We start from the raw sequence: 13,813 nt of genomic DNA on the forward strand, positions 1-13,813 counted from the left end.
ATTCACTCGGCCCGTTCAGCTGAAGGTTCGTGCGTCTGCTAGCGACTTTCCGGCGCGATCCCTTACCGACAACAGCGGTTCGATACCTTCCGTAGGCCATTTGACGCCAACGCCGGGATCGTCCCAGGCTAGACAATATTCGTCATCGGGGGCGTAGTAGTCGGTCGCCTTGTAGAAGAGATCTGCGCTTTGCGAGAGTACGAAAAAACCGTGAGCGAACCCCGCGGGAATCCAGAACTGACGGTGATTCTCGGCCGAAAGCTCGACCCCCACCCAACGCCCGAAGCTTGGCGAGCTACGGCGTAGATCGACCGCAACGTCGAAAACCCGGCCACTTGCAACCCTCACCAGCTTGCCCTGTGGCTGATTGAGCTGATAATGCAGGCCGCGCAATACCCCGCGCTGGGAACGCGAATGATTGTCCTGGACAAAGCTCACCTGAAGCCCGGTCAGATCGGCAAAGGTCCGCGCGTTGAAGCTTTCCATGAAGAAACCGCGCTCGTCCCCGAACAGCCTGGGCTCGAGGATCAGAAGGCCGGCAATGGACGTGGCGACTACGTTCATCAGAACACCCTGTCCTCGAGCAGCCGCTCAAGATACTGACCGTAACCATTCTTCGAAAGTGGCGCCGCCAAACGCCGCAAAGCCTCGCCATCAATCCAGCCAGCGCGCCAGGCAATCTCTTCCGGACAAGCGACTTTCAACCCCTGGCGCTTCTCGATGGTCTGAATGAACAGGCCTGCTTCGAGCAGGCTTTCATGCGTTCCGCTATCGAGCCAGGCATGACCGCGTCCCATTACGCGGACGTCGAGCGCACCCCACTGTAGATACTGCCGGTTCACGTCCGTGATCTCCAGTTCACCCCGTGTGCTTGGCTTGAGCGTCCTGGCGATGTCGACAACCCGGGAATCGTAGAAGTAGAGACCAGTAACCGCGTAGCGGCTCTTCGGCCTCACGGGCTTCTCTTCGAGACTGATCGCCCTGCCTTCCCGATCAAATTCCACCACGCCATAGCGCTCGGGGTCGGTGACCGGATAGGCGAAAACTGTCGCACCGTGTTCCTGCTTTCCTGCTGTGCGCAGATCATCGGCAATCTCATGACCATAGAAAAGGTTGTCGCCCAGAACGAGTGCACTCGCCGATCCGTCAAGAAATTTCTCACCGATGAGGAAAGCCTGCGCGAGTCCTTCGGGGTTGGGTTGAGCCGCATACTGGAGATCGATGCCCCATTGGCCGCCATCACCGAGCAATTGCCTGAAGCGAGGCAGATCCTGCGGTGTTCCGATGAGCAGAATCTCCCGGATCCCGGCCAGCATCAGCGTACTGAGCGGGTAATAGACCATTGGCTTGTCATAGACAGGCAACAGCTGCTTCGACACGGCCAAGGTGGCCGGATGAAGACGAGAACCATTGCCCCCGGCAAGAATGATTCCTTTTCTTTTCATGGCATGCACCTCAGGGACTCTCTGTTCGTATCGGACCGGCATTCTCAGCCAGACAGGATCTCGTCGAGCATGCGTGCCACACCGAACCGCCAGTCGGGCATCACCAGACCGAAGGTACGGCGGAACCGGCCGGTATCGAGCCGCGAATTGAGCGGCCGGCTCGCTCGGGCTGGAGCGGCGGCAGCCGCGATCGGCTCGATGCGCCCGGGCGCCACCGTCAGAGGTTCACCACGGGCCCGGGCGTTTTCGATGACGAAACTCGCGTAGCCATGCCAGCTCGTTTCACCTGCCGCAGCCAGATGATAAACGCCACTCAGCTCGGGCCTCTCTTGCAGTGCACGGATTGAATGAGCGGTCGAGTCCGCAATCAGCTCTGCACCAGTCGGCGCTCCGATCTGATCGGTTATGATTTTCAGATGCTCGCGCTCCCGCGCAAGCCGCAGTATCGTCCTGACAAAATTTTCACCGCGTACCGCATAGACCCAGCTGGTCCGGATAATCAAATGCCGACAAGCCGCAGCATGGATTTCCTGCTCCCCTTCAAGCTTCGTGAGGCCATAGATCGATAGCGGCCCGGTCGGATCATCTTCGCGCCACGGCCGATCACCGCTGCCGTCAAAGACGTAGTCGGTGGAATAGTGGACCAGGAGCGCACCAAGCGCTGCAGCCTCGCGCGCCATCACGGCGGGCGCCCGGACGTTGATCTGCCTGGACAGTTCAGCTTCGCCTTCCGCGTCGTCAACCGCAGTATGGGCAGCCGCATTGACGATTACGTCAGGACGCACGGCCCGGATGGTGGCCACCAGCAGATCAAGCCGCAAGAGATCACCGGAAAATCTTCCTTTCCCTTGACGGTCGAGTGCCACCACTTCACCCAACGGGGCGAGAGCGCGCTGCAGCTCCCAGCCCACCTGTCCGTTCTTGCCGAAGAGCAGAATTTTCATTGTTCCACCCCTCTCAGGTTTACTGCTTTGCGGCCCACTCGCGATAAGCACCGCTCTGTACGTTCGCAACCCATTCGGGATTCGCCAGATACCATTCAACGGTCTTCCGGATGCCACTTTCAAACGTTTCGGCGGGTCGCCAGCGGAGTTCTCGCTCGATCTTGCGGGCATCGACGGCGTAGCGACGATCGTGACCGGGGCGATCCTTCGCATGACGGATCAAGCGGCTGTAGCTGCCGGCAGGATCGGGGCGCAATTCGTCAAGCAGGGCACAAACGATTTTGACAACGCCGATATTGAACCTTTCATTCCAGCCACCGATATTGTAGGTCTCGCCAGGTCGCCCCTCCGCGAGCACCACACGGATGGCGCTGCAGTGATCCGTCACATACAGCCAGTCACGCATATTCATTCCGTCGCCATAGACGGGAAGCGCCTTGCCTGCGAGCGCGTTGACGACCATCAGCGGAATCAGCTTTTCCGGAAACTGATACGGGCCGTAATTGTTCGAGCAGTGGGTCGTGAGCACCGGCAACCCGTAGGTGCGATACCACGCACGCGCCAGATGATCCGAAGCCGCCTTGCTGGCCGAATACGGGCTGCTCGGAGCGTATGGGTGTGTCTCCGCAAACGGGGGATCTTCGGCACCGAGCGAGCCATAGACTTCATCGGTACCGACATGGAGAAAGCGAAAGGCACCGCGATCATGCGCCTCGAGCCCGGACCAATAAGCGCGCGCGGCCTCGAGCAGGCTGAAAGTACCGTCGACATTGGTACGGACAAACTCGGCAGGCTCATCGATGGAGCGATCGACGTGACTCTCGGCAGCAAAATGGACAATCGCGCGCGGCCTGTGCGCCGCCAGCAGGCTGCCGACCAGGGGACGGTTGCAGATATCGCCGTGCACAAACAGGTGACGAGCATCACCCTTGAGTGACTTCAGGGTTTCCAGATTCCCGGCATAGGTGAGCTTGTCCAGGTTCAGTACCGGCTCGCCGGACATGGAAAGCCAGTCGAGTACGAAATTGCCACCAATAAAACCGGCACCACCGGTTACCAGAATCACGCCGCCCCCCCCTCGCAACTCAGTCGTGGAAGGATACTGGACGGGTCTGCCGCACAGACAGATTCAATCGCATCGTGGCCATGGATCTGCCGCGGTACCTTTTCAGTCTTTCTGCAGTGGCTCGGCGACCTCGCCCCCGCCCGCCTCGACGGTAACGTCAACCTGCACGCTCATCCCGAGATATGCGCCTGCCGGCCCGATGTAGCTCCCCGACAGTGGTGCCGCCTGGGCCGGATCACGAGCCACCGCGACGCGAAGCAGATTACGGCCGCCGATGATCGCATTGGTCGGATCGAAGGGAACCCAACCGGCTCCGGGCAGATAGACCTGCACCCAGGCGTGCGTGGCGCCGCCGCCGATGACCCCGCCACCGGCGCCGATCAGGGACTCGTCGTAGAGATACCCCGAGACGAAACGCGCAGCCAGGCCGAGACTCCGTACCGCCTCCATCATGAACAGCGCGAAGTCCCTGCAACTGCCCGAGCCCAGATCCAGTGTCTCGATCGGCGTCTGGGTGCCCTCCTCGTCACGTGCGGCATAGGCAAACTCCGACTTGATGGCCCCCGTGATACCGACCAGCACCTTCAGCGTGTCATCGGTCGCGAGTTCCCTGCGGACCTTTCGCACCCAGGCATCTACCCGGTTCTCCGGGTCGCGATAGTGGCGCTCCGCGCTGCGCGCAAGATCGGGCATCTCGATGGCGTCGTAACTGAACGGCAAGGTTCTTGCGTAATCCTCGATCAGATCGACATCCGGCTCGGAGGGGTAGTGCTCCGCCAGAACGGTGGAAGTGAACACCAACTCGTTCGCCTCGTCGGCAAAGCTCGTTACCAGCACGGAGTTGCTGAAGACGTCATGGACCCACCGCATGGCAGCCGGTGGCGAAATGCTGATCCCGGTATCGAGCAAGCGCAGATCATGGGAATCACGCGGCCTGCACATCAATCGATGTTCGGCGAATCTCACTGGCTGGGCATATCTGTAGGTGGTGACATGCTTGATGCGTAGTACGGGCAAGTCCAACCTCCAATCGTCACAACACGCACGAACGTGTCATCAACTCGTATCGTACCGCGGGATCGCGACCGGCAGAGCAGCAACGAGCCACTGCTCGCCGCACGATTCAGCCCCCTCTTGCATCCCCCCAGCGAAGCACGCAGGTATCGTCACCGACGTACGTGGTGTCACCATTTCGATCGACACAATACTGTGGTGACATGATCACATCGCGGAATGTCTGGAATTCCCCGAGTCGCGTATATTCGAACAGGATAGAGCGCTCGACCCGCGATCCCGCGCGCAGGTGGCAGCCGTGTCCGATCCACGTGGGCCCCATGATCGACACACCCGGGTCGATACGCACGCCCGAACCAATATACACCGGACCGACAATCTGCACGCTGTCCCAGGCGATCGAAGTATTCAGCCCGACCCATACGCCCGACTTGACTTCCGTGCCCGGCATGTCCATCTGGGCAATTTCGCCACGCAAGACCCGCTGCAATACTGACCAATAGTCACTCAGCCGGCCGATGTCGATCCAGTTGAAAAAACGCTTCTGTGCAAAAAATGGCAGTTCCTTCTCGACCAGCAGCGGAAAAAGCTCGCTACCGATATCGAAGTTCCTGCCTGACGGAACGAGATCAAGCACCTGTGGCTCGAAAATATAAATCCCCGTGCTCGCCAGATTTGATCGGGCCTCCTCCGGGCTCGGCTTTTCCTGAAAGGATTGGATGCGCCCGCCGCTATCGGCCACCACCACGCCGTAGTTCTTGACCTGCTCGATCGGCACCTCAAGCGTGATCACGCTTGCCAACGCTCCCTTGGCACGGTGCTCATCCAGTGCGGAGCGGATATCCAGATCGATGATCGCGTCACCGCAGATCACAAGAGTCGTTTCGTCGAAGAACCCCCCGAAATCCTGGATTTTCCGCATGCCACCTGCGGAGCCAAGCGGCTTGGGAACGATATCGCCATGATCTTTCACGCCCTCATAGGAGTACCCGATCTCTACGCCCCAACGATGGCCATCGCCAAAATAGCTTTCAATCTTCCAGTGATTGAACGCGACGTTGATCATGATCTCGCGAATTCCGAATCGTGCCAGATGCTCGATCAGGTACTCGAGCACAGGCTTGCCGAGAATCGGCACCATGGGTTTCGGAAGATCTTTCGTCAGCGGGCGCACCCGCGTTCCCTGGCCGGCCGCCAGAATCATCGCTTTTGCCATACATTTCCTTCCAGATACTCAGTTCGATCGCCGCGTGGATTGTCCGCGGGACGAATACACCCGACAGCGGCCATCATAACGTGCTCTCACGCCATCATCATCGGGCCCGGCGGCTCGACGGACACGAGCGCCGCAATCTGTGTGGACGAGCCCTCGGAACACCGGTGTCACTTGCACCAGCCTCCTTGACCCGAGGCCCCGGGAACCGTCATGCATCTCGAGCACGCCGGATTGCTGTCTCGGAAACGAGGGGACCACCAGGGTCGGAATCACGCGTCCACCCCCCTGGCGACGAAGTGCGGATTCTCAAAGCCGGGTTTTCCGTAACGCATTACCGCGCCGTCGGCCTGAGTCAACCGTCCCCCCGCGGCGGCCAATACTGCATGACCTGCTGCAATATCCCACTCCATGGTGCGTCCAAGGCGAGGATAAAGATCCGCTTCGCCCGCGGCGATCAAGCAGATCTTGAGCGACGATCCCGCTCTTCTCACTTCCTTGATCACACGTCCGGCAAGGAAAGTCTCGAGAGCCACCTCATCCCCATGCGAGCGGCTGGCCATCACTGTCAGTCCGTCAGCAGGTGGGGGACGGCACACGATCGGTCTGCGGCCAGCCTGATCCTCGATGAACGCACCTTGTCCCACCACGCCGGCAAACAACAAGCCAAGCGCCGGCGCGAAGACGGTACCAAGTATCGGAGCCCCATCTTCAATCAAGGCGATATTTACGGTGAACTCGCCATTGCGCCGGATGAATTCCCTCGTACCGTCGAGCGGGTCGACGAGCCAGAAGCGCCCAGCGACTTCAGGAGCAGATCCCGCGGCGACGGCCTCCTCGGCGACCACGGGAATTCCGGGTATGAGCGCCGAGAGCCTCGACACGATCAGATCTTCAGCCTTTTCGTCCGCCTCGGTCACGGGTGAAGCATCTCGCTTGCTCCAAGTGGAAAAGGCTGCGCCATAAATGATCATGATCAGATCACCCGCGGCGCGCACCACGGGAAGTATCTTTTCCAGAACATCAATCCGAGCAAGATGTTCGGTCACGAGAATCACGCCTCGACACAAGGGATCAAGCGCGGCATCTGTACGCCACCTGACAAGTATCCATCTTGTTGCAACCGCTTCGCGACCGTCTCCCCAAGCCTAGGTTCGTGGTCGACCTGTTGGCGCCGATGCGCCACTCAAGATGGTCCATCTCCAACCGGAACAGCCACCTCAACGCGGTCACCGGGCAACACGTGCCAGGCAGCAGGAGCAACCTCGGCGCCACAACCAGAACGGGCGAAGCCGCTGCGGCAGCGGCGAGCGCCCGGAAGCCGACAGCGTCGGCTCGGACAACTAACCCCGCCCGATCCCGAAATACTCGATGCCCGCTGTTTTCATGACTGCGGGGTCATACATGTTGCGGCCGTCGAACACCACCGGCTGCTTCAGCCGCGCCTTGATGGACTCGAAGTCGGGGCTGCGAAACTCCTTCCATTCGGTCACGATCACCAGTGCGTCGGCGCCTTCGAGCGCGCTCTTGGGACGCCCCGCATAGCTCAGGCCCGGCTCGTCACCAAAAATCCGCTCGGATTCCTGCATCGCCACCGGATCATAGGCCGACACCGTCGCGCCACGCCGGATCAGCTCCTTGATGATCACGCGCGACGGGGCATCGCGCATGTCGTCGGTATTGGGCTTGAAAGCCAGGCCCCACAGGGCGAAACGCATGCCGGCGAGATCCTTGCCGAAGCGTTTCTCGATCTTTTCGAGCAGCACGTGCTTCTGGGCATCGTTGGCCTCTTCCACGGCGGTCAGCACCCTGAGCGTGTGCCCGTTCTCCTGACCTGTCTTGATGAGCGCCTTCACATCCTTGGGAAAACACGAACCGCCATAGCCGCAACCCGCGTACAGGAAGTGCCAGCCGATGCGCGGGTCCGATCCGATCCCCTGGCGGACCAGTTCGATGTCGGCGCCCATCGTCTCGGCCAGATTGGCCAGCTCGTTCATGAAGCTGATGCGGGTAGCGAGCATTGCATTGGCCGCATACTTGGTCAGTTCGGCGCTCTTCACGTCCATGAACACCAGCTTGTCGTGGTTGCGCTGGAATGGCGCGTAGAGCTGGCGCATGAGTTCGATCGCCTGCGGATCCTCCGCCCCCACCACGATGCGGTCGGGCCGCATGAAATCATCGACCGCCGCGCCTTCCTTGAGAAACTCTGGGTTGGAGACCACGCTGAAAGTGAGGCTGGAGCCGCGCTTGGCCAACTCGTCCGTCAGCGCGGCATGCACCTTGTCGCCAGTGCCGACCGGTACGGTCGATTTGTCCACGACCACCCGGTAACCGTCCATGTATTTGCCGATATTGCGTGCAGCGGCAAGCACATACTGAAGGTCGGCAGAGCCATCCTCGTCGGGCGGGGTGCCTACCGCAATGAACTGGATGGTTCCGTGCCGGGCCGCCTGAGCGACATCGGTGGTGAAGGACAGACGCCCGGCCTCGACGTTGCGTCGGACCACCTCGAGCAGACCCGGCTCGTGGATCGGAATACCGCCGTCCTCGAGAATCTTGATCTTGGCCGGATCCACGTCGAGACACAGCACATCGTTGCCCACATCCGCCAGGCAGGCGCCCGACACCAGCCCCACATAACCGGTACCGATCACGGTGATTTTCATGACGACTCCAATCGACAAATTCACAAGCCGGGGCGCAGGTTATACCAAATCCGACATACCGCAAGTAAGAGTCTCTCGCCGATGCGCTCCAGCGACATCGGTTGATTCTGTGCCCAAGGTCTTGTCGAAGCCAAGCGCGGACCCCGGATTCATTCATCGTGTCGCCCAAAATCAGGGCAAGAGAAAAATGCTCAGTTCCAGCGGAGGCCTCACGCCTCCACCCACACCTTATTCACAACTTATCCACCAGATCCTGTAGGCAACGGTTCGCTCAGTCCACCACAGCCAAGCCGTCCACCTCGTCATCAAGTTCCTCCGCGAGAAACCCCCCGCTCTGGTGCGCCCAAAGCCGCGCATAGAGCCCCCCCAGTGCGAGCAGGCTGCGGTGGTCGCCTTCCTCGACGATGCGGCCGTGATCCATCACGACCAGGCGGTCCATCGCCGCGATGGTCGACAGCCGGTGCGCGATCGCCACCACGGTCTTGCCTTCCATCAAACGATAAAGGCTCGCCTGAATCGCCGTCTCCACCTCGGAATCGAGCGCACTGGTGGCTTCATCGAGCAGCAGGATCGGCGCGTCCTTGAGCATCACCCGTGCGATCGCGATGCGCTGGCGCTGGCCGCCGGAAAGCTTCACGCCGCGCTCACCCACGTGTGCCTCGTAACCGTGCCGGCCCGACGGATCACTGAGCGTCTGGATGAAGTCGTGCGCCTCGGCACGCTTGGCCGCGGCGATCATCTGCACATCGCTCGCGTCCGGCCTGCCATAAAGGATGTTGTCGCGCACCGACCGATGCAGCAGCGCGGTGTCCTGGGTCACCATGCCGACCTGCGCACGCAGGCTCTCCTGGGTTACCCGGGCAATGTCCTCACCATCGATCAGGATCCTGCCATGGGCAACATCGTGGAATCGCAGCAACAGATTGACCAGCGTCGACTTCCCCGCTCCCGAGCGTCCGACCAGCCCAATCTTCTCTCCCGGCCGGACCCGCAAAGAGAAATGTTCGATCACCGGACGCGCCCCCTCCCGTAACGTCTGTCCGTAGCTGAAGCTCACCTCCTCGAAACGGATTTCGCCACGATGGACCGTCAGCGGATGTGCATCTTTCCGATCCGTCACGAGACGCGGACGCGCCAGCGTGTTGATGCCGTCCTGCACCGTGCCCACGTGCTCGAACAGGGAGGCCATCTCCCACATCACCCAGTGCGATATCCCGTTCAGCCGCAACGCCATCGCGGTGGCTGCCGCCACCGCCCCGACGCCCACCAGCCCGTCGATCCACAACCACAGCGCGACGCCCGCCGTACCCAGGATCAGGCCCATGTTGAGGGCGTGATTGACCGCCTCGAAGCCGCTCACCAATCGCATCTGCCGGTAGGCCGGCACCATGAAATCCTGCATCGCGGCACGCGCATAGTCGGCTTCACGACCCGCATGCGAGAAGAGCTTGACGGTGGCGATGTTGGTGTAGGCATCGGTGATGCGGCCGGTCATCAGCGAACGCGCATCGGCCTGGTCGCGCGCCACCCGCGACAGCCGTGGCACGAAATAACGCAGCGCGATCAGGTAAAGACTCACCCAGCTGATGAAAGGCAACAGCATCCACGCGTTGAAGCCCCCGACCACCGCTACGATGGTGACGAAATAGATCGTCACGAAGACCAGGATGTCGGCCGCGATCATCCAGGTGTCGCGCACCGCCAAGGCGGTCTGCATCACCTTGGTGGCGATGCGCCCTGCGAACTCGTCCTGGTAGAAACCCATGCTCTGACCGAGCATCAGGCGGTGGAAATTCCAGCGCAGGCGCATCGGAAAATTTGCCGCCAGCGCCTGGTGCTTGAACATCGTCTGCAGCGCCACCAGCACCACGCTGCCGATCAGTACCGCCGCCAGCGCGAGCAGGCTCCCATGCTCATCGGCCCACAGGCGGCCAGGCTCGATCGCACCCAGCCAGTCCACCACCCGCCCCAGCATTGCAAAGAGCAGCGCCTCGAACGCGCCGATGATCGCGGTGAGCAGCGTCATGCCCGCGATATACGGCCGCAAGCCTTCACTGCAGGCCCACACAAAGCGCAGGAAGCCCCGCGGAGGACGCGTCGGCTCCGCTTCCGGATAGGGGTACACCAGGCGTTCGAAAAACCGGAACAAGAAACTCTCCCGCCCGCACTCGGGCACACGCTGTTCAAGAGCCGGATTCTGACAGGGAGTTCAAGCGGCCGCGCAACAGGGGGCCGCCGACGGCCCACCTTGCGCGCTGGACGGGCGGAGTGATGCCGGGTCGCAACACCGCCGCGCCGCGGCCTTGCTCAAACCGGCGTACGATGATGCCAATGGCGCATCCACTCGGGAAGTCCATGTCTCCGCCCGCAGCACCCCGGCAGATCGGAACCATCGAGGCCGTCCAGGGCCCGGTGGTCGACATCGTCTGCGATCACCCCCCGCCGCTCCACCGCGCGCTTTTCGCCCAACCCAACGGCGAGCGCTGCGTGCTCGAGGTTTTCCGCGAACTTGGCGAGCGGCACGTGCGGGCGATCGCCCTGCACCGTACGGCCGGCCTGGCGCGCGGGCTCGCGGTGATGGATGGCGGCGGCCCGCTCGAGATCCCGGTCGGCCCGCAATGCCTCGGGCGCCTGCTCGACGTCTTCGGTGCGCCCCTCGATGGCGAAGCACCCTTCGAGTCCACCGGGCGCCGGCCGCTGGTGGCGCCGCCCGGACCGCTCGCCGAGGCGCGGGCCGCGGAAAGCGTGCTCGAGACCGGCATCAAGGTCATCGACCTGTTGTGCCCCTTCGTCCGCGGCGGCAAGACCGGCCTGTTCGGCGGCGCCGGCGTGGGCAAGACCGTGCTCATTACCGAGTTCATGAACGCGGTGATCCAGTTGCACGCCGGCGTGTCGGTGTTCGCCGGCATCGGCGAGCGCATCCGTGAGGGTCACGAACTGTGGCACGACATGCGCGAGGCCGGCGTGATGCCACGCACCGTGATGGTCTTCGGCCAGATGGACGAATCGCCCGGCGTGCGCTTCCGGGTCGGGCTGACCGGCCTCGCCTATGCCGAATACCTGCGCGACACCGTCGGCAAGGATGTGCTGCTGCTGATCGACAACGTCTTCCGTTTCGTCCAGGCCGGCAGCGAGATCTCCGGCCTGCTCGGGCGCATGCCAGCGACGGTGGGCTACCAGCCCACGCTGCTGTCCGAGGTGGCCGAGCTGGAGGAGCGGATCTCGTCCAGCACCGCCGGCAACATCACCTCGGTGCAGGCGGTCTACGTGCCGGCCGACGACATGACCGACCCGGCGGTGAGCGCCATCTTCAGCCACCTCGACACCATGGTAGTGCTCTCGCGCAACCAGGCCGCCAAGGGCATCTACCCGGCGGTGGATCCGCTGCGCTCGAGCAGCAAGATGATGGACCGGCATTTTCTCGGCGAACGCCACTACCGGGTCGCCGAGGCAGTACGCGAGCACCTTGCCCGCTATCACGAGCTCGAAGACATCATCGCCATGCTGGGCATCGAGTCGCTCTCGGAGAGCGACCGCCGCGTGGTCGCCCGTGCGCGACGGCTGCAGCGCTACCTGACCCAGCCCTTCCACGTAGTCGCCCAACACACCGGCATCCCGGGCGCTTCGGTGCCGCTGGCACAGACCCTCGACGACTGCGAGGCCTTCCTGCGCGGCGACTATGACGATGTGGCAGAGGCGGATTGCTACATGCGCGGCAGCATGCAGGACCCGAAGACATGAACACCTTCACCCTGCAGATCGCCAGCGCGACGCGGCAAGAGCGATTTGCCGAGGTCAGTAGCTTCGTCGGCAGCGATGCCTCGGGTCAGTTCGGATTGATGGCGGGGCATGTGCCGATGGCCACGGTGCTCGACTTCGGCCTCGCCCGCTTCCGCTGCGGCACCACCGGCGATTGGCGCTACCTGGCGCTACCGGGCGGCACGCTGCACTTTGCCGACCGGTCGCTCTATATCGCCACCCGCAGCTACGTCGTCAGCGACCGGCTCGACACCGTGCGCAACGCGCTTGAAACCCAACTCGCGGGCGAAGCGCAACAACGCACCGACCTGCGCCACAACCTCGACCAGCTCGAGAAGGCCCTTGTCGACCGTCTCTGGCGGATGGAGGCGCGATGAGCACGGCACCAGAAAAACGCCCGGCCGGCGAGCAGCGCGAGGCCCTCAGCGACGCGGTGCGCAAGGACGTCACGCGCATCGAAAAGGGGGAGCGCGAGCGCCGCAGCATGCTCGGCTACACCGTCTTCATGGGCACCATCGCGGGCCTGTTCGTGCTGCCGGTGGTGGGCGGCGCGTACCTGGGCCGCTGGCTGGACTCAATGGCGAGCGGCTACTCGGTGCGCTGGACGGTGAGCCTGATCCTGCTCGGCGTGCTCATCGGTGCGGTGAACGTCTATCGCTATCTGGAGGATCATCAGTGAGCAGTCCGCACGATCAATCCGGGGCCGGCGGCCAAGCTGCGGAAACGCGCGGCGGAAACCGACATGGACACTGAATCGATCATCTTCACCATCGGCCCGCTGGCCATCACCCGGCCGGTGGTCACCACCTGGGCAGTGATGCTCGGGCTGACGCTCCTGTGCGCCCTCGCCACACGGCGCCTCGCGCTAGATCCCGGCCGACTGCAGACCGTGCTGGAAGGCGTGGTGAGCGCCATCCACACCGCCATCGAGGAGGCCTTGCCGGGCTACGGCGAGCGGCTGCTGCCCTTCGTCGGCAGCCTGTGGATCTTCATTGCGATTGCCAACCTGGTCGGCATCCTGCCCGGTGCAGCCTCACCCACTGGCGATCTTTCGACCACCGCCGCGCTGGCCATCCTGGTGTTCCTGTCGGTGCACTGGTTCGGGATCCACAGCGAGGGGCTGACGGCCTATCTGCGCCACTACGCACAGCCCAGCCCGGTCATGATTCCCTTCCACATCATCAGCGAGATCTCGCGCACCGTGGCGCTGGCGGTACGGCTGTTCGGCAACGTGATGAGCCTCGAGACCGCGGCCATTCTGGTGCTGCTGGTGGCCGGCTTCCTTGTCCCGGTGCCGGTGCTGGCACTTCATATCGTCGAGGCGCTGGTGCAGGCCTACATTTTCGGCATGCTGGCGCTGGTGTATATCTCCGGCGGCATCCAGTCGCGCCAGAACCGTTCTTCCCGCAATGAGGCAGGAGCTTCTTCATGAAAGACATGACCTTCTTCACCACGCTGTCCACGGTCGGCGCACTGTTCGCGATCGCGCTCGGGGTGTTCTTCCCGGCCATGGCGATGGGCAAGGCGATCAGCCAGGCGCTGGATGCCATCGCCCGCCAGCCAGAAGCCGAGAAGTCGATCTCGCGACTGCTCTTCATCGGCCTGGCGATGATCGAATCGCTCGCCATCTATGTGCTGGTTGTGGTGCTGATCGTGCTGTTCCGCAACCCGCTGCTCGAATACATGCTCAAGTAAGGACGCCCGAC

Annotated in this window: 14 protein-coding genes; 5 read left to right on the forward strand and 9 right to left on the reverse strand. The window is 62.5% G+C overall.

Annotation, left to right across the window (positions count from 1 at the left end):
* Positions 1-15: 15 nt before the first annotated feature.
* From rfbC to GQB03_RS13045, 9 genes are all read right to left on the reverse strand, one after another.
* Positions 16-564: a dTDP-4-dehydrorhamnose 3,5-epimerase gene (gene rfbC / locus GQB03_RS13005; protein WP_159689909.1), complete on the reverse strand. Its 549-nt coding sequence runs from the start codon at positions 562-564 to the stop codon at positions 16-18.
* Positions 564-1,445: a glucose-1-phosphate thymidylyltransferase RfbA gene (rfbA, locus tag GQB03_RS13010; protein WP_159689912.1), complete on the reverse strand. Its 882-nt coding sequence runs from the start codon at positions 1,443-1,445 to the stop codon at positions 564-566. The genes rfbC and rfbA overlap by 1 nt, the downstream gene beginning before the upstream one ends.
* Before the next feature lie 44 nt (positions 1,446-1,489).
* Entirely contained in the window at positions 1,490-2,389 is a 900-nt protein-coding gene (rfbD, locus tag GQB03_RS13015; protein WP_159689913.1) for a dTDP-4-dehydrorhamnose reductase, read from the reverse strand.
* 19 nt (positions 2,390-2,408) lie between these two features.
* Complete coding sequence (gene rfbB, locus GQB03_RS13020) at positions 2,409-3,455, reverse strand: dTDP-glucose 4,6-dehydratase (RefSeq protein ID WP_159689916.1); 1,047 nt, start codon at positions 3,453-3,455, stop codon at positions 2,409-2,411.
* Between the two features lie 102 nt (positions 3,456-3,557).
* Positions 3,558-4,472, reverse strand: a complete 915-nt coding sequence (locus tag GQB03_RS13025; RefSeq protein ID WP_159689918.1) for a transglutaminase family protein — start codon at positions 4,470-4,472, stop codon at positions 3,558-3,560.
* 106 nt (positions 4,473-4,578) lie between these two features.
* Positions 4,579-5,685 (reverse strand): sugar phosphate nucleotidyltransferase, encoded by a 1,107-nt coding sequence (locus tag GQB03_RS13030; protein ID WP_159689920.1) that lies wholly within the window; start codon positions 5,683-5,685, stop codon positions 4,579-4,581.
* 269 nt (positions 5,686-5,954) lie between these two features.
* Entirely contained in the window at positions 5,955-6,731 is a 777-nt protein-coding gene (cysQ, locus tag GQB03_RS13035) for a 3'(2'),5'-bisphosphate nucleotidase CysQ (RefSeq protein WP_159689923.1), read from the reverse strand.
* 294 nt (positions 6,732-7,025) lie between these two features.
* Complete coding sequence (locus GQB03_RS13040; RefSeq protein WP_159689926.1) at positions 7,026-8,348, reverse strand: UDP-glucose dehydrogenase family protein; 1,323 nt, start codon at positions 8,346-8,348, stop codon at positions 7,026-7,028.
* Between the two features lie 271 nt (positions 8,349-8,619).
* Complete coding sequence (locus tag GQB03_RS13045; RefSeq protein WP_159689929.1) at positions 8,620-10,497, reverse strand: ABC transporter ATP-binding protein; 1,878 nt, start codon at positions 10,495-10,497, stop codon at positions 8,620-8,622.
* A 206-nt stretch (positions 10,498-10,703) separates the two neighbouring features.
* On the opposite strand from GQB03_RS13045, the gene atpD reads away from it, so the two are divergent.
* The 5 genes from atpD to GQB03_RS13070 all read left to right on the forward strand — a co-directional run bounded on the left by atpD (position 10,704) and on the right by GQB03_RS13070 (position 13,802).
* Positions 10,704-12,089, forward strand: coding sequence for a F0F1 ATP synthase subunit beta (gene atpD, locus GQB03_RS13050; RefSeq protein ID WP_200832218.1), 1,386 nt, complete (start codon positions 10,704-10,706; stop codon positions 12,087-12,089).
* Positions 12,086-12,484 (forward strand): F0F1 ATP synthase subunit epsilon, encoded by a 399-nt coding sequence (locus GQB03_RS13055; RefSeq protein ID WP_159689934.1) that lies wholly within the window; start codon positions 12,086-12,088, stop codon positions 12,482-12,484. The genes atpD and GQB03_RS13055 overlap by 4 nt, the downstream gene beginning before the upstream one ends.
* Positions 12,481-12,786 (forward strand): AtpZ/AtpI family protein, encoded by a 306-nt coding sequence (locus GQB03_RS13060; RefSeq protein WP_159689937.1) that lies wholly within the window; start codon positions 12,481-12,483, stop codon positions 12,784-12,786. Before GQB03_RS13055 ends, GQB03_RS13060 begins: the two co-directional genes overlap by 4 nt.
* A gap of 63 nt (positions 12,787-12,849) precedes the next feature.
* Entirely contained in the window at positions 12,850-13,539 is a 690-nt protein-coding gene (locus tag GQB03_RS13065) for a F0F1 ATP synthase subunit A (protein ID WP_159689940.1), read from the forward strand.
* Positions 13,536-13,802 (forward strand): ATP synthase subunit c family protein, encoded by a 267-nt coding sequence (locus GQB03_RS13070; RefSeq protein ID WP_159689943.1) that lies wholly within the window; start codon positions 13,536-13,538, stop codon positions 13,800-13,802. Before GQB03_RS13065 ends, GQB03_RS13070 begins: the two co-directional genes overlap by 4 nt.
* Positions 13,803-13,813: the final 11 nt, after the last annotated feature.

Source organism: Cognatazoarcus halotolerans (assembly GCF_009800965.1).
Taxonomy (GTDB): Bacteria; Pseudomonadota; Gammaproteobacteria; order Burkholderiales; family Rhodocyclaceae; genus Cognatazoarcus; species Cognatazoarcus halotolerans.

Coding starts and splice junctions, on each gene's coding strand:
- GQB03_RS13030 (WP_159689920.1), bottom strand. CDS start 5,685: ATGGCAAAAGCGATGATTCTGGCGGCCGGCCAGGGAACGCGGGTGCGC.
- GQB03_RS13040 (WP_159689926.1), bottom strand. CDS start 8,348: ATGAAAATCACCGTGATCGGTACCGGTTATGTGGGGCTGGTGTCGGGC.
- atpD (WP_200832218.1), top strand. CDS start 10,704: ATGTCTCCGCCCGCAGCACCCCGGCAGATCGGAACCATCGAGGCCGTC.
- rfbA (WP_159689912.1), bottom strand. CDS start 1,445: ATGAAAAGAAAAGGAATCATTCTTGCCGGGGGCAATGGTTCTCGTCTT.
- GQB03_RS13065 (WP_159689940.1), top strand. CDS start 12,850: ATGGACACTGAATCGATCATCTTCACCATCGGCCCGCTGGCCATCACC.
- rfbC (WP_159689909.1), bottom strand. CDS start 564: ATGAACGTAGTCGCCACGTCCATTGCCGGCCTTCTGATCCTCGAGCCC.
- GQB03_RS13055 (WP_159689934.1), top strand. CDS start 12,086: ATGAACACCTTCACCCTGCAGATCGCCAGCGCGACGCGGCAAGAGCGA.
- rfbD (WP_159689913.1), bottom strand. CDS start 2,389: ATGAAAATTCTGCTCTTCGGCAAGAACGGACAGGTGGGCTGGGAGCTG.
- GQB03_RS13070 (WP_159689943.1), top strand. CDS start 13,536: ATGAAAGACATGACCTTCTTCACCACGCTGTCCACGGTCGGCGCACTG.
- GQB03_RS13060 (WP_159689937.1), top strand. CDS start 12,481: ATGAGCACGGCACCAGAAAAACGCCCGGCCGGCGAGCAGCGCGAGGCC.